General features: G+C 71.6%; 18 protein-coding genes and 1 pseudogene. 7 read left to right on the top strand and 12 right to left on the bottom strand.

Annotation, left to right across the window (positions count from 1 at the left end; all coding sequences use genetic code 11):
- Positions 1-9 precede the first annotated feature (9 nt).
- From KME79_RS32960 to KME79_RS32945, 4 genes are all read right to left on the bottom strand, one after another.
- On the bottom strand, positions 10-1,566 hold the full coding sequence (locus KME79_RS32960) for an ABC transporter permease (RefSeq protein ID WP_219548821.1): 1,557 nt from the start codon (positions 1,564-1,566) through the stop codon (positions 10-12).
- The gene (locus KME79_RS32955; protein ID WP_308249141.1) at positions 1,563-2,435 is read right to left on the bottom strand and encodes an ABC transporter ATP-binding protein; all 873 of its coding nucleotides are present in this window, start codon (positions 2,433-2,435) and stop codon (positions 1,563-1,565) included. Before KME79_RS32955 ends, KME79_RS32960 begins: the two co-directional genes overlap by 4 nt.
- Positions 2,428-3,093, bottom strand: coding sequence for a TetR/AcrR family transcriptional regulator (locus KME79_RS32950; RefSeq protein WP_219548819.1), 666 nt, complete (start codon positions 3,091-3,093; stop codon positions 2,428-2,430). Before KME79_RS32950 ends, KME79_RS32955 begins: the two co-directional genes overlap by 8 nt.
- A 124-nt stretch (positions 3,094-3,217) precedes the next feature.
- Positions 3,218-3,661 (bottom strand): potassium transporter TrkG, encoded by a 444-nt coding sequence (locus KME79_RS32945; protein WP_308249140.1) that lies wholly within the window; start codon positions 3,659-3,661, stop codon positions 3,218-3,220.
- A 259-nt stretch (positions 3,662-3,920) separates the two neighbouring features.
- Here KME79_RS32945 and KME79_RS32940 point away from each other — a divergent pair, with 259 nt between their 5' ends.
- Positions 3,921-4,187: a GlsB/YeaQ/YmgE family stress response membrane protein gene (locus KME79_RS32940; RefSeq protein ID WP_219548817.1), complete on the top strand. Its 267-nt coding sequence runs from the start codon at positions 3,921-3,923 to the stop codon at positions 4,185-4,187.
- A 140-nt stretch (positions 4,188-4,327) separates the two neighbouring features.
- Here KME79_RS32940 and KME79_RS32935 read toward each other — a convergent pair whose 3' ends face one another.
- Entirely contained in the window at positions 4,328-4,939 is a 612-nt protein-coding gene (locus KME79_RS32935; protein ID WP_219548812.1) for a TetR/AcrR family transcriptional regulator, read from the bottom strand.
- 101 nt (positions 4,940-5,040) lie between these two features.
- Between KME79_RS32935 and KME79_RS32930 the strand changes: the two genes are divergently transcribed.
- On the top strand, positions 5,041-6,555 hold the full coding sequence (locus tag KME79_RS32930; RefSeq protein WP_219548807.1) for an FAD-dependent monooxygenase: 1,515 nt from the start codon (positions 5,041-5,043) through the stop codon (positions 6,553-6,555).
- 109 nt (positions 6,556-6,664) lie between these two features.
- Here KME79_RS32930 and KME79_RS32925 read toward each other — a convergent pair whose 3' ends face one another.
- Positions 6,665-7,123, bottom strand: coding sequence for a GbsR/MarR family transcriptional regulator (locus KME79_RS32925; protein ID WP_219548801.1), 459 nt, complete (start codon positions 7,121-7,123; stop codon positions 6,665-6,667).
- A gap of 436 nt (positions 7,124-7,559) precedes the next feature.
- Between KME79_RS32925 and KME79_RS32920 the strand changes: the two genes are divergently transcribed.
- Positions 7,560-8,714, top strand: coding sequence for an FAD-dependent monooxygenase (locus tag KME79_RS32920; protein ID WP_219548798.1), 1,155 nt, complete (start codon positions 7,560-7,562; stop codon positions 8,712-8,714).
- Positions 8,715-8,782: 68 nt separating this feature from the next.
- Here the strand turns inward: KME79_RS32920 and KME79_RS32915 are convergent, their stop codons facing one another.
- Both KME79_RS32915 and KME79_RS32910 read right to left on the bottom strand, forming a co-directional pair.
- Positions 8,783-9,166, bottom strand: a complete 384-nt coding sequence (locus tag KME79_RS32915; protein WP_219548795.1) for an STAS domain-containing protein — start codon at positions 9,164-9,166, stop codon at positions 8,783-8,785.
- A 336-nt stretch (positions 9,167-9,502) separates the two neighbouring features.
- Positions 9,503-10,288: an alpha/beta fold hydrolase gene (locus KME79_RS32910; RefSeq protein WP_219548789.1), complete on the bottom strand. Its 786-nt coding sequence runs from the start codon at positions 10,286-10,288 to the stop codon at positions 9,503-9,505.
- A 261-nt stretch (positions 10,289-10,549) separates the two neighbouring features.
- On the opposite strand from KME79_RS32910, the pseudogene KME79_RS47755 reads away from it, so the two are divergent.
- A pseudogene (locus KME79_RS47755) lies at positions 10,550-10,717 on the top strand (hypothetical protein); the annotation flags it as partial.
- Positions 10,718-10,822: 105 nt separating this feature from the next.
- Here KME79_RS47755 and KME79_RS32905 read toward each other — a convergent pair.
- The 3 genes from KME79_RS32905 to KME79_RS32895 all read right to left on the bottom strand — a co-directional run bounded on the left by KME79_RS32905 (position 10,823) and on the right by KME79_RS32895 (position 13,433).
- The gene (locus KME79_RS32905) at positions 10,823-11,866 is read right to left on the bottom strand and encodes a TerC/Alx family metal homeostasis membrane protein (RefSeq protein ID WP_219548783.1); all 1,044 of its coding nucleotides are present in this window, start codon (positions 11,864-11,866) and stop codon (positions 10,823-10,825) included.
- Between the two features lie 738 nt (positions 11,867-12,604).
- On the bottom strand, positions 12,605-13,108 hold the full coding sequence (locus KME79_RS32900; RefSeq protein ID WP_219548772.1) for a cytochrome P450: 504 nt from the start codon (positions 13,106-13,108) through the stop codon (positions 12,605-12,607).
- A gap of 70 nt (positions 13,109-13,178) precedes the next feature.
- Complete coding sequence (locus KME79_RS32895) at positions 13,179-13,433, bottom strand: hypothetical protein (protein ID WP_219548767.1); 255 nt, start codon at positions 13,431-13,433, stop codon at positions 13,179-13,181.
- A 78-nt stretch (positions 13,434-13,511) separates the two neighbouring features.
- Here KME79_RS32895 and KME79_RS32890 point away from each other — a divergent pair, with 78 nt between their 5' ends.
- From KME79_RS32890 to KME79_RS32880, 3 genes are read left to right on the top strand one after another with little or no spacing between them, the layout of a single operon-like run.
- Positions 13,512-14,843 (top strand): purine-cytosine permease family protein, encoded by a 1,332-nt coding sequence (locus KME79_RS32890; protein WP_219548761.1) that lies wholly within the window; start codon positions 13,512-13,514, stop codon positions 14,841-14,843.
- Positions 14,844-14,872: 29 nt separating this feature from the next.
- Positions 14,873-16,465 (top strand): hydantoinase/oxoprolinase N-terminal domain-containing protein, encoded by a 1,593-nt coding sequence (locus KME79_RS32885; protein ID WP_308249139.1) that lies wholly within the window; start codon positions 14,873-14,875, stop codon positions 16,463-16,465.
- The gene (locus tag KME79_RS32880) at positions 16,450-17,574 is read left to right on the top strand and encodes an S-methyl thiohydantoin desulfurase family protein (protein WP_219548751.1); all 1,125 of its coding nucleotides are present in this window, start codon (positions 16,450-16,452) and stop codon (positions 17,572-17,574) included. The genes KME79_RS32885 and KME79_RS32880 overlap by 16 nt, the downstream gene beginning before the upstream one ends.
- Here the strand turns inward: KME79_RS32880 and KME79_RS32875 are convergent.
- Entirely contained in the window at positions 17,571-18,962 is a 1,392-nt protein-coding gene (locus tag KME79_RS32875) for a PepSY-associated TM helix domain-containing protein (RefSeq protein WP_308249138.1), read from the bottom strand. The genes KME79_RS32880 and KME79_RS32875 overlap by 4 nt on opposite strands.
- Between the last annotated feature and the right edge of the window lie 75 nt (positions 18,963-19,037).

Here is a 19,037-nt window from a genome sequence, read left to right as displayed (position 1 = left end):
ACAGCAGGTTCACAGGGTCAGATCGCGGCGGCGGAGTCCGTACAGACCCACCGCGGCCAAGCCTGCCGCCACGACGGTGAGCCCGGCCAGCGTGCCCGGTCCGGGGCTGGCCAGCGTGGAGTAATGGACGTGGGCGAACGGGGAGATCATGAAGAGCGAGTCGTTCACCAGGCCGACCTCCCAGGCGACTTCGAGGGCGATGGTCAGGACCAGGGCGGTCCACCCCACGACCGCTCCGGCCCGCCGGAACAGCCCGAACGCCGCCACGGCGATCCCGGCCATCACCCAGATGCCGGGCAGGATGACCGTGGTGAGGGCCAACCCGCCGGCGAAGTCGCCGGTGCCGAGGCCCAGCGCGAGGCCGGCGATCACCAGCATGGCGACGGGGACCGTCACCGCGAACAGGAGATGGGCAGCCGCCCAGCGGGTCCGGCTCACCGGGCCGGACAGGAAAAGCTCGGTGGCCTCGTCGCCGCGCAGGCGGAGCACGGTCATGATCGCGTACAGGGAGACGGAGAACACCGCCAGCTCGTACACGACGAGCTTGAAGAAGATCCGCGCGGGATCGTCCTCTCCCGTGCGCCCGGCCCAGTAGTCCAGCGCTCCGCTCTGACCGAACGTCTCGACGGCGGTCTGCCCGCCGAGCCCGAGCCCCGCGCCGATGAAGGCGGCGCCCGTGATCCACGCCAGTGCCGCCCCCCGGTGCGTCCGCCAGGCCAGCCCGAGCGGTCCGCGCAGACCGGCCGGCGCGCGGGCGGGGCCGAGGCGGGGCGGCAGGAGGCCGGCGCCGAGGTCGCGGCGGGCCGACAGCGCGAAGGCCGCCCACGCCATGGCCGCGACGAACGCCGCGACCAGCGCGAACACCCACCACTGCTCGCCGCCGAAGGCGCGCGCCCGCAGGAACCAGCCGTTCGGTACGAGCCAGCCCAGCCATTCCATCCCGGGGCCGCCCAGGTCGCTGACGCCCCGGAGGAGGTAGGCCGCGAAGAACACGGTGAAGGCCGCGGCTCCGGCCACGCGGGCGCTCTGGGTGAGCTGCACGGCCACCGCGGCCAGCGCGGCCCCGACCCAGCCACCCGACGCGGCGGTCAGGCCCCAGGCGAGGGAGCCGGCCGGAGGGAGCCCGGCGCTCACGCCGACCACCGCGATCAGTGCGGCGAGCATCAGGTTCGCGCCCAGCACGACGGTGAGGGCGGCGGTCAGCGGGGCGCGCCGCCCCACGGCGGCCGAGCCGACGAGCTCCCGCCGTCCTTGCTCCTCGTCGGAGCGGGTGTGCTTGACCAGGAGGACGATGCTGGCCAGGGCGGCGAAGATGGTGGTGGCGGCGGCCCGCTGCTGGGCGGCGGCGGCGCCCACGCTGTCGCCGTACGCGGGTCCCTGCAGCAGGAGGATGACGGGGTTCCGCGCGATCTCCTCGACGTAGTGCAGGACCGCGTCCCGGGTGGGGAGCAGTTGCCGGATGGTGGCCACCGTGGTGGCGACGAAGAGGGCGACGGACAGGATCCACAGCGGCTGCCAGACGCGGTCGCGGCGCAGGATCAGCCGGATCAGCGCTGTCGTGTTCATCGGTAGTGCCTCATGAACAGCTCTTCGAGAGTGGGCGGCTGGGCGGTGATGTCGCGCACTCCGTACTGCGCCAGGTGGGCCAGCACGTCGCCGATGTGGTCGGTGTCGGCCTGGAAACGTACCCGGCCGCCGTCCGTGCTCAGGTCGTGGACATGGGGGAGCCCACCGGCCGGGACCCTGGCGAGTTCGGCCGTGACGGAGACGCGTGTGAGATGGCGCAGCTGCGCGAGGGTGCCGGCCTCCACGATGCGGCCGTCGCGGATGATGCTCACCCGGTCGCAGAGCGCCTCGACCTCGGCGAGGATGTGGCTGGAGAGCAGGACCGTGCGGCCCTTGCGCCGTTCTTCCGCGACGACCTCGCGGAAGATCGCCTCCATCGGCGGATCGAGGCCGGAGGTCGGCTCGTCCAGCAGGAGCAGCTCCACCTCGGAGGCGAGCGCGGCGATCAGCGCGACCTTCTGCCGGTTGCCCTTGGAGTAGGTCCGGGCCTTCTTACGAGGATCCAGGGCGAAACGCTCGATCAGCTCGTCGCGCCGCCTGGCGTCGGCGCGGCCGCGCAGCCGGCCGAGCAGGTCGATCACCTCGCCGCCGGACAGGCTCGGCCAGAGGGTGACGTCGCCGGGGACGTAGGCGAGCCGCCGGTGCAGCTCGACGGCGTCGGCCCAGGGGTCGCCGCCGAGCAGCCGGACCTGGCCGCCGTCCTTGCGCAGCAGGCCGAGGAGGATGCGCAGGGTCGTGGTCTTGCCGGCGCCGTTGGGGCCGAGGAAGCCGTGCACCTCTCCTTCCCGCACGGTCATGTCCAGGCCGTCCAGCGCGCGGACCCGGCCGAACTCCTTGGTCAGCCCGTGGATCTCGATCACGTCAGTCACGGGGGCGCTCCTTCATGTGGTGATCGGTGACGGCCTGGCGGACCTGGTCTCCGGGTCCCGAGGTGATCCACTGCCCCAGGTGCGCGTAGACGTCGGCCATGGCGATGCCGAGCCGGGGGAGATTCGTCCTGCTCAGCGCGTCGACGCCCATCCGGCGGGACAGGTGCGCGTGGAGCACGATCGTGCTGAGGTGCATCGCCGCCATCACGGCGGCGCGTTCGCGCACCTTGGACTCGTGCGGGGGGAAGTCGTCCGGCCAGTTCTCCATGAGGAACCGCTCGGCGGCGTCGGCGCCTTCGTCGAACAGCACCGCCGCCACGCCCCAGCCCTCGGCCAGGGCCCGGGCGAGGTAGCGGACGCTGAGCTCGTTGGCCTCGTACATGCCCTGGATGACGTCGGGGGTGACCTCGACGCCGTCCTGGACCTGGCCCGCGGCGCCCATCATGGTGGCACGGACGTGCGCGTCGCAGGCCTCCCGCAGCCCTTCTTTGGAGCCGAAATGGTGCTGCACCAGGCCGACCGAGACACCGGCGGCATCGGCGACGGCCTTCAGCGTCGCCCCCTTGAAACCGCGTTCGGCGAACTCCGCCAGGGCCGCGTCGCGGATCCGCGCGCGAGCGGTCAGGTCCTCGGGCGGTCGATCATAGGCTGAACACATGACCCGGATACTATATGGACATATTGTTTCCAACAAGATCGTATTGTTCTGGAGTCGGCGGGCCGATCCGGTCAGCCGATGATCATCCTTTCCTCCGGCAGTTCGTAGCGGCGTGTGCGTTCCTTCAGCGCCAGCGCGGAGCCGAGCGTCTGAACAGCACCACGTTGCGCACGATGCGCCGCAGATCGCCGGCGGTGAGTGACTTGGTCTCGGCCTGGGCGAACAGCCGGGCGCGCAGCCCCAGCCGCCCGGAGATCAGCAGGGTGAACACGGTGGCCAGGGTCATGATGCCCAGACCGCCCACCTGGATCAGCAGGGCGATCACCGCCTCGCCGAACGCCGGCCGATGTCCGCCCGTGTCGACGATCACCAGGCCGGTCACGCACACCGCCGAGGTCGCGGTGAACAGCGCAGTGATCCAGTCGGTGGGTTCCGCCGAGGCGCTGGCCAGGGGAGAGGACAACAGTACGGTGCCGACGAGCACCGCGGCCGCGAAACCAGTCGTGATCACCTGTGCCGGGTGCTGGAACCGGCCCAGCAGAGCCGCGACCGGTCCGCCGCGCCTCACCACGTTTCCCGGCGCAGGTAGCGGACCGTCCCGGATTTCCTCTCCCGTTTCGTGGTCTTCACGTTCACCGCTCCAGACTTCACCTTGAGAACAGCGGAATCACGTCGAACGCTGAGGAAGGCTCGGCCCGCGTTCGTCGTGTCGCTGTGTACCTGGCCTCTATGGCGGCGATCGGGTTCGGTTCCGGACGCCAGGGGCATACCGACCAACGGAATCCCCACATCGCCGCTCCCCGACAAGCGGTGCAGGAAGGACCTTCATGATCGGCTTCATTGTCGCAGGGCTCATCATCGGCGCTCTCGCGCGGCTCATCAAGCCGGGCAAGCAGAACCTCGGCCTGCTGGCGACCCTGCTGCTGGGCCTGGTGGGCTCGTTGATCGGCGGCACCGTGGCCAGCCTGCTCGGCACCGGCGACATCTTCGAGCTCAATGTGCTCGGTTTCGTCGTGGCTGTGATCGCCGCGGTGGCCTCGGTGGGTACCGCGGAGGCCATCGTCGGCTCAAGGCGCCGGCGAGAGGTGCGATGATCGCAGCGGGCTCTCCGCCGCGTTCGGCGATCGCGCACGCGTTGCCTCGTCGACCGCCGTCGTGCGCGGAGCTTCTTCGACCGGCCTGTACGAGCGCGGCCATGATGCCGTAGCGCCGGCCCGATCGACCCGTGGCCGGCTCAGCCGCGGCAGGCGGTCAGCGCGGCCAGGATGACCTCCACCAGCCGCGCCAGGACACCGGGATCCAGCGGCTCCGAGGGCTGCCACGGCGTCCGCGGGCGCAGGTAGGCCAGGCCGATCAGGCAGTCGGTGGCCAGGTCGAGATCGAGGTCGGCGGGCAGCTCGCCGCGGTCGACGGCGCGCTGCAGCAGCTCTGTGGCGGCGGCGCGGCGGGGCAGCTCGGCCGTGGTGTGCATGGCCGTCGCCAGTCGCGGGTTGCGGGTCGCCTCGGCGGTCAGGTCGGTGAGGATCCGCATGGCGCGGGTGTCGGCGCGCAGCGCCGAGGTGTGGCGGACGAAGCCGGCGACGTCCTCGTACAGGGTGCCCGTGTCGGGAAGGGGCACGGCCTGGTCGGCGAGTTCGGTGAGAAGGTCCAGCACCAGGGGCTCCTTGGAAGACCAGCGCCGGTAGATGGCCGCCTTGCCGACGCCGGCCCGGCGGGCGACGGCGTCCATGGACATGCGGGCGTATCCGTGGTCGGTCAGCTCGGCCAGGGCGGCCTCGATGATCGCGCCGGTGACCTCTTGGCGCAGGACGGCCGCGCCGGCGGGCCTGCGGCTGGAGTCGGACATGCGCGACATTCTCCCATGAGACGGAACGGTTGCGTTCCATTGTAGGCGGGCCGTACCGTGGAAGGGCCGGAACGGAATCGTTCCGTTCTAAGGGAGATGTCATGAACGAATCCACGGATGTCCTGGTCGTCGGCGCCGGGCCGGCCGGGCTGGCGCTGGCCTGCGGCCTGCTGCTGCACGGCGTGCGGGTGCGCGTGGTGGACCAGGCGGCGGGGCCGGCGACCACGTCGCGGGCCAACCTCCTGCACGCCAGGGGCGTCGAGGTGCTCGACCGGCTGGGCGCGCTCGGTGACCTGCCCGAACGCTCGGCCCAGGGGCTGGTGCTCACCACCTACATCGGGGGCCGGCCGGTGATGCGGATCCGCTTCGGCGACCCGATCCTCGGCACTCCCCGGCCCGCGCTGGTGCTGCCCCAGACCGAGATCGAGGCCGCGCTCCGCCGCAGGTTCGCCGAGCTGGGCGGCGGCGTGGAATGGGGGACCGGACTGGTCGACGCACGCCAGGACGGGGACGGCGTCACGGCCGTGCTCGGCGGCGGGCGGACCGTACGCGCGAGCTGGCTGGCCGGCTGCGACGGCGCGCACAGCACGGTACGCAAGCTGGCCGGCATCGGATTTCCCGGCGCGCCCCTGACCGACCAGTGGCTGCTGGCCGACGGTCACGCCGGCTTCGGCCTCGGCCGCGAGGGCGGGCACGGCTGGGCTCATCCCGACGGGCCGCTGTTCGTCATGCCGATGCCCTCGCCCGGCGGCACGGGCGACGACCTGTGGCGGCTGATGGCCTACCTGCCGGGCGCCACCGACGAGAAGCTGGACGAGGCCGAGATCCTGGAGGCGTTCCGGCGCGTCGTGGGCGAGCGCGCGGGGCTCGCGGGTGAACAGCTCAAGGACCTCGTCTGGGCCTCGATGTTCCGCGTCCACCGGCGGCTGGCGACCGGCTACCGGCAAGGGCGCGTCCTGCTGGCCGGTGACGCGGCCCACATCCACAGCCCGATGGGCGGCCAGGGCATGGTCACCGGGATGGGCGACGCCGAGAACCTCGCCTGGAAGCTCGCGCTGGTCGTCCACGGCCGCGCCGGCCACCGGCTGCTGGACACCTACCAGGCCGAGCGCCGCCCGCTCGCCGCCGAGGTGCTCCGCTCCACCAGCGCGACCGCCCGGTTGCAGATCGGCGACAGCCCGCTGCTGCGTCTGCTGATCAGGTGGGTGCTGGTGCCTCTGTTCAACCGGCCGGCGGTGCAGCGCCGGGGAACCATGGCCGCCTCCCAGCTCGGGGTGACCTACCGTCGCGGCCCGCTGGCCGGTCGCGGATCGCGGCTGGGACGCCGGCCGCGGCCGGGTGACCGGGTCGCCGATCTCGCGTGCGCCGGCACGCGGCTGCACGCCGAGCTGGGCGGGCGCTGGGCCCTGCTGGCCACCGGCCCGGGCGCGCGGCTCTGCGAGCCGCAGGTGAGCGCCGCGCTGGGTGACCGCGTCGTCACTCTCACGCCGGACGGCTGGCGCGATGACGAGGTGTGGCTGGTGCGCCCGGACGCCCACCTGGCCTGGCGCGGCCGTCCCGGCTCGGACGGCCTCGGACGCTGGCTGCGGCGCGCGTCGATACACCCCGAACCATAGGTCGTCGCCGTGGTGCCGCCGAAGACATCGCGCGGTTGTCGCGGATCGTGGCGAGGCGTTCCCGGCGGCAGGCCGAGGCTGGGCGCTCGCGCCGGCCGGCGGGCTTGGGTCAGGCGCTCTGCTGGTGCCAGCGGTGCAGCAGGGCGGGGAGTTCGCCGAGCAGGAACGCGTAGAAGTCGCGCATCTGGGTCAGGCGCTGATGGGCGGGGTTGCCGCTTTCTGTGGCGGCGATCCCGGCGGCCGCGGCCTGGAGCATGGCCTGAATGACGGTGTTCTGGCTGGTGAACAGGGTCGCCCAGGCGTCGTCGCGGAGCCGGTAGTGCTCGCGGCGGCTGCCCGGCGCGGGCAGGCGTTCGATCAGGCCGACCGTCAGCAGGGATTTGATCGCGCCGGAGACCGAGCCCGCGCTGGCCTCCAGCCGGTCGGCGATCTCGCCGGCGGTGACGCTTTCCTGGTCGGTGAACAGGAAGACCGCGAGGGTGCGCGCGGACATGCGTTGCATCCCGCCTTCGATCAGGGTCAGGGCCAGCCGTTCGGCCGCCTGCCACTGCTCATGCCTGTCGTTCACGTGTGCCTCCTTGCGGAAGCAGGATATCGAACACACCATATCTTCAGAAATTTCTGAAAAGTCGGTATAGTGTTGGCATCGGCCTCCGCGGGAGGTTCGATGGTGTGCCGGGAAGCCTGGTCGGCGATGTGACATCCAGTTCAACGTCGATAGGGAGTTGACCGGCTATGACCCTGCTCAGTCGTGTGTACGGCGTGCGGCCCACCTTGCGTCACCGGGTGCGGGTGCGGCGGAACGTGGAGATCCCGGCCGCCGACGGTGTGCGGCTGCCTCACCACCCGCCCGCTGCGCGAGACCCTCGCCGACACCTGGGCCTGGCTGCGGGCCGAAGGCGATCCGGCACCCCGCGCGGACGCCCCTTCTCCCGACACCTGGCTGGACGCCACCGCCGAACAGCGGCTTCGACCATCTCGCCTCCTGAGGAAGCACACCTTTCATGCGCGCCATCATCATCGGAGCCGGCATCGCCGGCCTGGCCACCGCCCTGCGCCTGCACCAGATCGGCTGGGACACCCTCATCGTCGAACGCGCCCCCGCCCGCCGCGGCGGAGGCTACGCCGTCACCTTCGGCGGCATCGGCTACGACGCCGCCGAACGCATGGGCATCCTGCCCGGCCTGCTCGGCAAGGGCTTCATCACCGACGAACTCGTCTACCACAAGCCGAACGGCGACCGCCGCTTCTCCCTCGACCGTGCCACCATCGCCGCCACCACCGGCCGCCGCTCGATCACCATCCTGCGCGGCGACCTCGAAGCCGTCCTGTACGAGAAGGTCGAGGGCGGTGAGGGTGGCGCCGAAATCCGCTTCGGCGCCACCCTCACCGCCGTCGACCAGGACGAGCACACCGTACGCGTGACCTTGACCGACGGCACCGAGGAGGAAGGCGATCTGCTGATCGGCGCCGACGGCCTGCACTCGGCCACCCGCGCCCTGCTGTTCGGCCCGGAAGAGGACTTCCTGCTCGACCTGGAGCACAAGGTCGCCGTCTACATGCTCGACAAGCGCCCCGCCTCCATCGCCACCGGCGCCACCGGCACCCTGTCCTCCGGCGGACGCACCGCCGCGGTCATCAGCATCCCCGACGGCCGCAACGTCGCCTTCTTCGGCTACCGCGCCGACCACGCCCGCCCCGGCGAGGACGTGACCACCGAACTGCGGCGCGTCTACGGCGACCTCGGCTGGGTCATCCCCGAAGCCCTGGCGGGTCTTCAGCGGGCCGAGTCGGTCTACTTCGACACCATCAGCCAGGTCGTCGCGCCGTCCTGGAGCAAGGGCCGGGTGGTCCTGCTCGGCGACGCCGCCTGGTGCGTCACCCTGTTCGCCGGATACGGCTCCTCCCTGGCCGTCGGCGGCGCCGACCGCCTCGGCACCGAACTGGCGGCCCACCCCGGCGACGTCCCCGCCGCGCTGGCCGCGTGGGAGGCCGCCATCCGGCCCGAAGCCGAGCGCAAGCAGAAACTCGGCCGCCGCGTCAAAGGCGTCTACGCCCCTACCAGCCCGCTCCTGCTGTGGCTAAGCTTGCTGCCCCTGCGGCTGGCCTCCCTGCCCCTGGTCCGCCGCTACATGATCCGCCGCTTCATCGAAGGCTGACCATCGGTCCATCTGGCCAATGGAAGATCACACCGCTTGCGGCCGGCGTTCGCGTGGGACCGCTCGTCTCAAGGCCGGGGCCAAGCCGGCGGAGGCGGTGAACTGACGGCCGGTATCGCCGCGTCCATGGTGTCGAAGATCGGCAGGTGAGCTTCCAGGCCAGTGATGCGCAGCCATCGTGTGACCGGTGCGCCGGGCTGCAGGAAGGCCATGGCCACACCTGCTCGCTGCAGGCGTTGGTGGGCTGTGATCAGGCTGGCAAGCCCGGAGGAGTCGAGGAAGGCAAGAGCCGACAGATCGATCAGCACCGGCATTTTCGCGTCGGTTGCCAGGTGCGTGTCCAGCCACGATCGCCATCTGGTCATGTTCTCCCAGCTCAGATCTCCGGAGAGCCTGACGAGGAGCACGCCGTGCTCCTCGGCGACGCCCACGATGAGCGCGCTGTCGCTCATGCCGAATCCTCGCGTCGGCCGCCCGGCGGACGCGAAACGTCCTGTGAGGGCCCGGCGGAACACCGGACGACACCGCGGCTTCCTGATGGCGATACGGGTGGGTAGAGCCTGCTCGGATGGGCCGCCGCCAGCGGCAGAGCATCCACAGGGATCCCGAGGAAGGGGATGGACCAATCCCGTGTGCGCATATCGAGGGCCTCTGATTTGGGTCGGCGACAACAATTGCCGACCAGGCTTCCCGGCACACCGTTTTTCAGCGTAGCAAACGGTTACAGTCGGCAGAAGTGATGCCGTTATCGGACCAGTGGTGTCATCAAAGCTCCACCCGCGAGCGGCTCAGGTGCGCTTTCGCAGGGTGTCGAGGAGCGCGGGCAGGAGAGTCGCGTCCTCGTGCGGACCGAGATGACCCACGCCCGGGACGCTCACCACGTTGGTATCCAGCAGGGCGAGCGCAGGCCCGTGAAGGCGGGCGGGCGGATAGAAACAATCCTCCTGTCCAGTGGCCACCACCACCGGGGTGCCCCGCCAGCGGCTCACGAGGGGCGCGGGGATCGGCGACGGAGCCAAGCTGGTGCGACTGTGCCGGGCGACCAGGGTCATCCACTCCGCCAGCCGGTGATCCGAGCCGTCCGTCTCGTGCGCTCGGCCGCTCATGTGACGCAGCAGCGCCTGACTGCGCTCGACGGTCGGAACGGTCAGCCAGGGCAGCGTGACCCTGATCAGCGCGGGAGTCAGGCGGGCCCGGCTCAGCCCGGCCGCGGACACCAGTAGCAGGCCGCCGATGCGCGGCCCCGGGCGCGCCGCCAGGGCTACCGCCGCTCCCAGCGAGTGACCCACGACCACGACGGGTCCGCTGTCCAACTGGTCGACTATCTCTCCGACCCAGCGGCCGTAGCCGGCCAGGCGTCCCCGCCCAGGCCGACGTGCCGTGCTCAGGCCCGGCTGGCCCGGCAGGTCCACCATGATCACCTGGTGGCCGGGGAGCAGAGCCTCGGCCACCTCCAGCGAGGTCGCGGCACAGAAATTGGTGCCCGGCAGCAACACCACGCCGCGGCCCTGGCCGGCGCTGACGACCGCCGTGGTGCCCAAACTGGTCTCCAGGGTGTCGAGCCGGTGTCGCACTGTCCAAGAGCGCAGCCGGTCACGGCACCAGTCGCGCACTTCCCGCTCGCCCGCGGGTGAGGTGTAAAGGGTGGGGGAGGCCACAGAGAGAGCCCTTCCTCGCAGGTAGGTCGATCATCTGCCGACCAGGCTTCCCGGCTCACCAACCCCGAGCCTCCGTGAGCGAGGCCAAGGCACGATGTCACCCTGGCAAAGATCCACGCCACCCGCAACAAGCATGCTGTTGTTGCGAAAGTGCGGATTGATCCGAACAAGTGGACCATGAGGGGGGAACAGGCAGGGCTGGTGGAGCGGTTCCGGGGCGAGCGGCGCGACCGGTACCGGCTGGCCGAGGACGTCTCCGCCCGCGCGTTCCGCGCCAAGATGGCCGGGTTCGCGAGCTTCCACGCGCTGGCGGAGCAAGGGCTCGAAGCGGTGGGCGGCGACCCTGAACGACGCCGGCCGTTCGACCACGACCTCCGCCACGGCCAATCCAGGCGACCGGTTACGAGGTCGGCGCGAACCCAAGAACAAGCGTCACCAGCGCCACGCGAGTCATCCGTCCGACGGAGGGACGGTGACACGTTGGACATCACGTTGGACATCACGGTGGGCAGCGCGGCGGTTGGCGTGCAGGCTCGTGATCGTGACGGTCGTCAGGGCCACGACGATGACGCCGAGTGAGACCAGGGTGGGGATGTCCGGGACTGCGGGCCAGACGCTGTGCGCCCAGTTCAGGACGAGTTTGACGCCGATGAACCCCAGGATGACGCTGAGCCCGTGATTGAGGTGCCGCAGCTTCTCCAGCACGCCCAGCAGCACGAAGTACAGCGCCCGCAGGCCCAGCAGGGCGAAGGCGTTGGTGACGAAGACGAGGAACGGGTCTTCGGTGACGCCGTACACCGCGGGCACCGAGTCGACCGCGAAGACGATGTCGGTAGCGAAGACGGCCACGATGGCAAGCGCCAGCGGCGTCAGGGCCAACCGGCCGCCCTGGCGGACCATCAGGCGCGAGCCGCGGTAGTCGGCGGTGACCGGCATGAAGTGCCGCAGCACATGGATGGTGCGCATGGAGGAGATGTCGACCTGCTGCTGAGTGCCGTGCAGCGCGTCTCTGAGGATCTTCCCTGCGGTGATGATCAGGATCACGCCGAACAGCAGGAACGCCCAGGTGCCGCTGGCCAGGGCGGCCGCGCCCAGGGCGATGAAGATCGCGCGCAGCGCCAATGCCCCGATGATCCCGTACAGCAGGACCCGCTGGGCCAGTTCACCAGGCACCGCGAAGGCCGACAGCAGCAGCATGAACACGAAGAGGTTGTCCACCGACAACGACTTCTCCACCAGGTAACCGGTATAGAAGCCCACCGAGGCCTGCATCCCGAACGCGCGCCACACGTAGACGCCGAACAGCAGGGGCAGCGTCAGGTAGAAGACCGACCAGCCGACCGCCTCACGCATCCGTACCTCGTGCGGGCGCCGGGTCAGCACGAAATCCGCGCCCAGCAGCAGCGCAAGGCCGCCAACGGTGGTCGCCCACAGCTGCGGCGAGCCGATCGATTCCAGAGGGGCAGCCGTCATCAGCCCTATGGGGACGGGCATGGAACCTCCTCGGACCGGTCGGGCCTTTCGAGGTCTCCTTCGCCCACGACCGTGCGGGCGGCCGCCCGGGGACGAAGTCACGCCCGTACTGACCGGGCCGGCTCTTGGGAAGTACTCCCCTCGCCCTTCCAGGCTAGGCACACCGGTCCGGTCTGTTCCACTTCGGCGGCTCCCGCGGTGATCGTCAAGCGTTTGACCGGCGCCGCAAGCTGGGCCGATAGTGGAAGAAAGGGGAGTACCCGCCGTCGGACATCCCGGTCGTCATCACGGTCTGCAGGCCTGGACAGGCCCGGCGGGATGGCCCTCCGGCCGACGCGGCTGCCGGGGCGGAGGGTGCGGGAAGACCTTCGTCCTCGTGGCGACACCTCCAGGCGAAGCCCAAGAGGAGTCCTCATGTCGATCACCGTGCTGCTGGAGATCCTGGCGGGCGTCCTGCTGATCTTCTCTGCGCTCGTGGCTGCCGCTGCGCTCTGGGTTCCACCGCCGCGGTCCCGCGCCGCCGTTCGCCGCCGTGCCTCTTCTCGCACGCCGCCCGTCGAGGACCGCCCGGAGCGGCCGGGGGGCGCGGCTATGACGGGTAGCGGCACGTACCCTCAGTACGAGGCGCGACCAAACTTGGCTACGAGGTGTCGACGCTGATCGCCGCCCGGAGTGCGGCGAGGACATCACCTCAGCGGTGGATCAGCGCACCATCGCAGTACGTCTCTCAGGCTGCGGATCACTGCGCACCCCACCGCTTCACCAGGTGACGTGGAGAGCCTTCGGGCCGGCGTCGACCCCGTCGCGGACCCACTCGACGCTCTCGGCCGGGCCCGCCAGGCACAACCCGGGCAGTTGCCGGGCCGGCGCTCCGATCACGGCCGCGACCTCGAGGCGGGCCAGCGGCGCGCCGAGGCAGTAGTGCGCGCCGTGCCCGAACACCAGTGACGGGCTCGATGTCCGTTCCGGTACGAAGGCGTCGGGATCGGGGAAGTGCCGGGGATCGAGGTGTGCGGCCTCGAGGCGTACCAACACCAGGTCACCGGCTCGGATCCGGGTCCCGGCCAGCTCGACGTCGGTCTGGGCGAAGCGGGGGAAGGGCTCGCCTGTCTGTCCGGACTGCAGGCGCAGCACCTCCTCGACGGTCGCGCCCAGCCGCTCGGAGGCCGTGGCCAGGCGTCCCTCGCGCAGCAGCCTGAGCACGGCCGCGGAGATGGCGTTGCGGGCCGACAGGTATCCGGCGGAGACGATGGTGGCGGTCATGGCGACGAGCTCGCTGTCGCTGAGCCTGCCGTCCTCGGCGTCCCGTACGGTGATCAGGGAGCTGAGCAGGTCATCGCCGACGCGCCTCGGCCAGGGTCGCGGCGTACGCCGACAGGCTCTCCCACGCCTGGGCGCCCTGGGCCATCTCCTCCTCGCCGCCGAAGACGAAGTCGACGCCGCCGGCGGCACCGGCGACGGCCTGGAAGTGCTCGCGGTCGGCGATCTCCACCCCGAGCAGCTTGCGCGCCCCCGGCGTGTCACCGTGCTGGGCGCGGGCGTACAGCTCCCGCCGCGGCAGCCGAGCGGCCCGTTGAAAACTGCACATACCGTGCCTCTTCTCGCGTGCGCCTCCTTTATCTAACGTCGCGTTGTCGGTGTAGATCACTGCTGCGAAGGACACACGATGGCGCAACCCCCCGCATCCGTCGGCTTACCCGCCGACACCGGCCTGGCCCGTGACGACTACGCACTCGAACGCGTCCCCGCCTCCGCCCGCTACGGCTGGACCACCATCGCCGTGCAACGGTTCGGTCTGCTGTCGGCGCTGTCGCAGTTCCTGCTCGGCGCGACCCTCGGCATGGGCATGACCTTCTGGCAGGCCGTCCTGGCCGTCACCCTCGGCGCCGCCATCCTCGAGGTCGTCGCGATCGCGCTGGGCATCGCCGGCATGCGCGAGGGCCTGTCGACCAGCCTGCTGGCCCGCTGGGCCGGGTTCGGCCGCTACGGCTCCGGCCTGGTCGGCCTGGTGATCGCGGTCAGCCTGCTCGGCTGGTTCGGCGTGCAGACCGCCGTGCTCGCCCAGGGCGTCTCCTCCCTGCTCGGCGGCTCACCGGCGTGGATCTGGGCGATCGCCGGCGGCCTGGCGATCACCGCGATCGTCGTGCACGGCTTCGCCGGGATGGCCTGGACCGCGTGGATCACCGTCCCGGCCTTCCTGGCGCTGGCGGGCTGGGCCATCGGCGTGGAGCTCGCCGAACGGCCGCTCGGCGAGCTGATCGCCTCGCAGCCCGCGGGGCCGGCGATGAGCCTGGCCCAGGGCGCCACCCTGGTCGCCGGCGGGTTCATCGTCGGCGCCGTCATCTCGCCCGACATGTGCCGCTTCAACCGCAACGCCGCCGACGTCGTCAAGCAGACCGTCCTCGGCATCTCGCTCGGCGAGTACGTGCTCGCCCTGGTCGGCGTCCTGCTCGCGCACGCGCTGCGCACCGGCGACGTGGTCACCATCGTCACCACCACCTCCGGCACCGTCGGCGTGCTCGTGCTGATCACCGCCACCGCCAAGGTCAACGACTGGAACCTGTACGCCGCCAGCCTGGGCGTCACCAACACCCTGCACACCGCGTTCGGGGTGAAGGCGGGGCGCGCCGCCGTCACCGTGGTGCTGGGGATCGTCGGCACCGCGCTGGCCGCCCTCGGCATGGCCGACCATCTGGTGGACTTCCTGGTCCTGCTGGGGGTGGCCATCCCGCCCATCGCCGGGATCATGGTCGCCGAGTACTTCGTGGTGCGCACCTGGCGCGCCGCCCTCGACAGCTCGCGGGAGCGCGGAGAGCTGCCCGCCCACGCGCCGGGGTGGGTCCCGGCCGCGCTGGTCGCCTGGGTGGCCGCCGCACTGATCGGCCACTTCGTCACCGCGGGCATCCCGGCGCTCAACGCCCTGCTGGCGGCCTTCGTCCTGTACGCGGTCGCCGGCCGGCTCGGCCTGACCGGCGCGGCCCGGCCGTCGACGTCATGACCCGGATCCCCGGGAAGGAGCACGCGGCTGTGCGCATAGGGATCGACGTGGGCGGCACCCACACCGACGCCGTCCTTCTGGACCAGGACATGAACGTGGTGGCCGGCATCAAGACGGCCACCACGGCCGACGTCACCGGCGGCGTCGTCACGGCGCTGTCCACGCTGCTGGAAGGCAGCCGTCTCGATCGCGGCCGGATCTCCGCCGTCATGATCGGCACCACCCACTTCACCAACGCCCTCGTCACCCGCCGCCGGCTGGCCCGCACCGGCGTGGTCCGGCTCGCGCTGCCCGCCACCGCCGCGCTGCCGCCCACCTCCGCCTGGCCGGCCGAGCTGGTCGACGCCGTCCGCCCGGTGGTGCGTCTGTGCCACGGCGGCCACGAGTTCGACGGCCGGCCCATCTCCCCGCTCGATCCCGACGAGCTCAAGCGGGTCGCCGCCGACCTGGCCGCCCACGACATCACCACCGTGGCGATCAGCTCCGTCTTCTCCCCGGTCACCGCCGAGGCCGAGCTGGCCGCCGCCGGCATCCTGCGCGCCGAGCTGCCGCACCTGCGCGTCAGCCTCTCCCACCAGATCGGCCGCATCCGCATGCTCGAACGGGAGAACGCCACCGTCGTCAACGCCTGCCTGCTCGACCTGGCCGACGAGATCGTCGACGCGTTCGCCGCCGCCCTGGCCGCCGTCGGCGTGCGCGCCCCGCTGTTCCTGTCGCAGAACGACGGCACGCTCATGGACGCCGAGTACACCCGCAGCTACCCGGTCAGGACGTTCGCCAGCGGCCCCACCAACAGCATGCGCGGCGCCGCGTTCCTGGCCGGGCTGGCCGACGCCGCGGTGGTCGACATCGGCGGCACCACCACCGACGTCGGCGTGCTGACCGGCGGCTACCCCCGCCAGGCCGGCACCGACGTCGACATCGCCGGGGTGCGCACCAACTTCCGCATGCCGGACGTGGTCTCCGTCGGCCTGGGCGGCGGCAGCCGCGTCACCCGGCGGCCGGAGCTGCGGATCGGCCCCGACTCGGTCGGCTACCAGCTGACCGAGCAGGCGCTGGTCTTCGGCGGCCGTACCCTGACCGCCACGGATCTCGCCGTCGCCGCCGGGCTGGCCGAGGTCGGCGATCGCTCGCTGGTGCGCGGCCTGGACCGTGACCTCGTCCGGCGCGGCGCCGCCTGGATGGCGGACCGGGTGGCCGGCCTGGTGGATCAGATGCGGCTGAGCGCCGAGCCGCTGCCGGTCGTCATCGTCGGCGGCGGCGCCATCCTCATGCCCGCCGAGCTCCCCGGCGTGCCCGAGGTGCGCATCCCCGGCCACCACGGCGTCGCCAACGCCATCGGCGCCGCCATCGGGCAGATCGGCGGCGAGGTCGACCGGCTGTTCCTCATCGGCTCCCAGCTCACCCGCGACGACGTGCTGGACCAGGCCCGCGCCGAGGCGACCGACCTGGCCGTCTCAGCCGGGGCGGTGCCCTCCAGCGTCGAGATCGTCCACGTCGACGAGATCCACGTGAACTACCTGCCGGGCAACGCCGTCCGTGTCATCGTGCGCGCCGTCGGCGACCTGGACCTCGGCCGCGCCCGTACTCCCGAGGAGGATCCGCAGTGGGCTACGACCTGACCCCGCAAGGGCTGCACGACCTGGCCGAAGGCGCCGCGGTGCTGGGCACCGGAGGCGGCGGCGACCCGTACATCGGCCGGCTCCTGGTGGAGCGGGAGATGGCCGCCGGCCGCCGGGTGCGCGTCATCGGCGCCGACGAGCTGCCCGGCGACGCGCTGGTGCTGCCGTCGTCGATGATGGGGGCGCCGACCGTGTTCGTGGAGAAGCTGCCCTCCGGCGGCGGCAACGTGGCCGCCTTCCGCGCTCTGGAGGAGCACCTCGGCCGCCGGGCGCACGCCGTCATGCCAACCGAGTGCGGCGGGCTCAACAGCATGATCCCGCTGATGCTCGGCGCCCAGCTCGGCCTGCCCGTGGTCGACGCCGACGGCATGGGCCGCGCCTTCCCCGAACTGCAGATGCAGACCTTCGGCGTGCTGGGCGTGTCCGGCTCGCCCATGGCCATCGCCTCCGACCACGGCGATGTCTGCGTCATCACCGCCGGCGACAACAAGCGCATGGAACAGCTGGCCAGGGCGCTGACCATCCAGATGGGCGGCGCCTCCTACATCAGCGACTACCCCATGGACACCGCCGAGGTCCGCCGCACCTCCGTGCGCGGCACGCTGTCGCTGTGCCGCGACATCGGCCGCACGCTGCGCGAGGCCCGCGCCGCGCACGCCGACCCCTTCGACGCGCTCTCCGTCATGCTCGCCGGCACCATCTACAGCCTGGGCGTCGTGCTGTTCCGCGGCAAGGTCGTCGACGTCGAGCGCCGCACCGTCGACGGCTTCGCCCGCGGCAGGGCCCGCCTGCAGGCCGCGGACGATCCCGGCGACGTCCTGGAGATCACCTTCCAGAACGAGCACCTCGTCGCCCGCCGGGACGGTCGCGTCCTCGCCATCGTCCCCGACTTGATCTGCACCCTGGCCACCGAGACCGGCGCGCCCGTCCCCACCGAGTCGCTCGCCTACGGCCAGCGGCTGACCGTGTTCGCCATCTCCACGCCGCCGATCATGCGTACGCCTGACGCGCTGGCCTGCTTCGGCCCGGCAGGCTTCGGCCTGACCGACCCGTACGTCCCGCTGGAGAACCTCCTGCCCGGAAGCCTCGCGAAGACCCCAGCACCCTAGGCGCCTTCCTGCTGGGTCGCGCGGGCACGCAGGCCCAGCAGGACATCGACGGCCAGAAAGGCGAGCAGGGACAGGCCCATCAGGGGCAGGAACCAGCCCACAGCCACGACGAGGAGGATCAGCGGTACGAGGACCGCCCAGCCCAGCCGGTGCCAGCCGCCGCGCGGGTACGGCTCGCCGAAACCGCGCGTGGGACGACGCTGCCACCACATCCGGTACCCGAGCACGATGAGCGTGATCGCCCCGGCGGCGAGCAGCATCAGCACGATCTGGTTGGCCAGGCCGAACAGCAGGCCCATGTGCCCGTCGATGCCCCACTGCGTGAGCTTGGCGGCGAGGTTGTAGTCACTGAAGCGCAGCACGGCGGTGACCTGACCGGAGCCGGCGTCGACGGCGACCTGGTCGAGGCGCTGCGGAACCGTCTTGTCGATCTCCTTGATCACGTAGGGTGCGCCCGGCTCGGCGGGCCACACGATCTCCAGCGGGCCCGACAGGCCTTCACCCGCCCCGGCCCGGGCGACCTGATCGACGCTCACGGCCGGGCCGCCGTGCCGGTGGACTCCCTCACCGGCATGGGCGGCGTGATCACCGGAGGACGTGGTGACCGCCGGCGTGGTCCAGCCGAGCGCGGTGCGCACCTCGCCGACGTTCTCCCCGGCGTACGTGGACCAGGTCAGGCCGGTCGCCGACAGGAAGAGCAGGCCCAGCACCGCCCACAGGCCGACGGAGCCGTGCCAGGACAGGCGCCGGCGCGCTCCCGGCAAGGACCGGTCGGGGGCGAGCAGGCCGCGCAGGCGGCGGGCGCCGCGGCGCCTGGTGACCCAGAGCGTCAGGCCGCCCAGGGCGACGACCCACAACCAGCTGGCCGCCAGCTCGCTGTAGAGCCGCCCCGGCTCGCCCAGGTGCAGGTGACGGTGAAGGTGGGAGATCCACGCGCGGACCGGGAGCGCGCCCGAGCCGCCGTAGCTGTCCAGGGTGCCGCGCACCTGACCCGTGTACGGATCGACGAAGACGGCCAGCTGAGTGCTTTCCGGCAGGCCGGGCACGTCCATCAGGACGCGGGTGCTCGCGTCCGCCGCTTCCGGGGTGCGCACCGCGGTGACCTTCCCGTCAGGTCGCGCGGCCTGCGCGGCGGCGACCTGCTGGGTCAGCGGCAGACGCTGCTCGCCGACGGGAACGGTCAGCTCGTGGCGGTGCGCGACCTGCTCGATCTGGAAGGAGGCGGCGTACAGCAGGCCGGTGGAGGCGGCGACGAGCAGGAAGGGAGCGATGAGGATCCCGGCGTAGAAGTGCAGGCGAAGGATCAGCGGCTTGAGCGCGGTCCAGGCCGACGCCCGGCTGGGGGACGGGTCGGGGCCGGCGGTGGGGCGGGTGTCGGTAGAGGTCACGAGAGTCTCCGTTACGGGCGCGCGCCACGACAGGTGCGTGCCGCCGCGAGATGAGGTGTTCGTCCGCGCGTCGGC

This window comes from Nonomuraea harbinensis, assembly GCF_019396385.1.
GTDB lineage: Bacteria > Actinomycetota > Actinomycetes > Streptosporangiales > Streptosporangiaceae > Nonomuraea > Nonomuraea ferruginea.
The sequence above is the reverse complement of the archived record's forward strand: the minus strand, read 5'-3'. Positions and strand labels throughout refer to the sequence as shown.

Coding starts and splice junctions, on each gene's coding strand:
- KME79_RS32920 (WP_219548798.1), top strand. CDS start 7,560: ATGCGCGCCATCATCATCGGAGCCGGCATCGCCGGCCTGGCCACCGCC.
- KME79_RS32915 (WP_219548795.1), bottom strand. CDS start 9,166: ATGAGCGACAGCGCGCTCATCGTGGGCGTCGCCGAGGAGCACGGCGTG.
- KME79_RS32935 (WP_219548812.1), bottom strand. CDS start 4,939: ATGTCCGACTCCAGCCGCAGGCCCGCCGGCGCGGCCGTCCTGCGCCAA.
- KME79_RS32930 (WP_219548807.1), top strand. CDS start 5,041: ATGAACGAATCCACGGATGTCCTGGTCGTCGGCGCCGGGCCGGCCGGG.
- KME79_RS32900 (WP_219548772.1), bottom strand. CDS start 13,108: ATGACCGCCACCATCGTCTCCGCCGGATACCTGTCGGCCCGCAACGCC.
- KME79_RS32890 (WP_219548761.1), top strand. CDS start 13,512: ATGGCGCAACCCCCCGCATCCGTCGGCTTACCCGCCGACACCGGCCTG.
- KME79_RS32895 (WP_219548767.1), bottom strand. CDS start 13,433: ATGTGCAGTTTTCAACGGGCCGCTCGGCTGCCGCGGCGGGAGCTGTAC.
- KME79_RS32940 (WP_219548817.1), top strand. CDS start 3,921: ATGATCGGCTTCATTGTCGCAGGGCTCATCATCGGCGCTCTCGCGCGG.
- KME79_RS32960 (WP_219548821.1), bottom strand. CDS start 1,566: ATGAACACGACAGCGCTGATCCGGCTGATCCTGCGCCGCGACCGCGTC.
- KME79_RS32950 (WP_219548819.1), bottom strand. CDS start 3,093: ATGTGTTCAGCCTATGATCGACCGCCCGAGGACCTGACCGCTCGCGCG.
- KME79_RS32905 (WP_219548783.1), bottom strand. CDS start 11,866: ATGCCCGTCCCCATAGGGCTGATGACGGCTGCCCCTCTGGAATCGATC.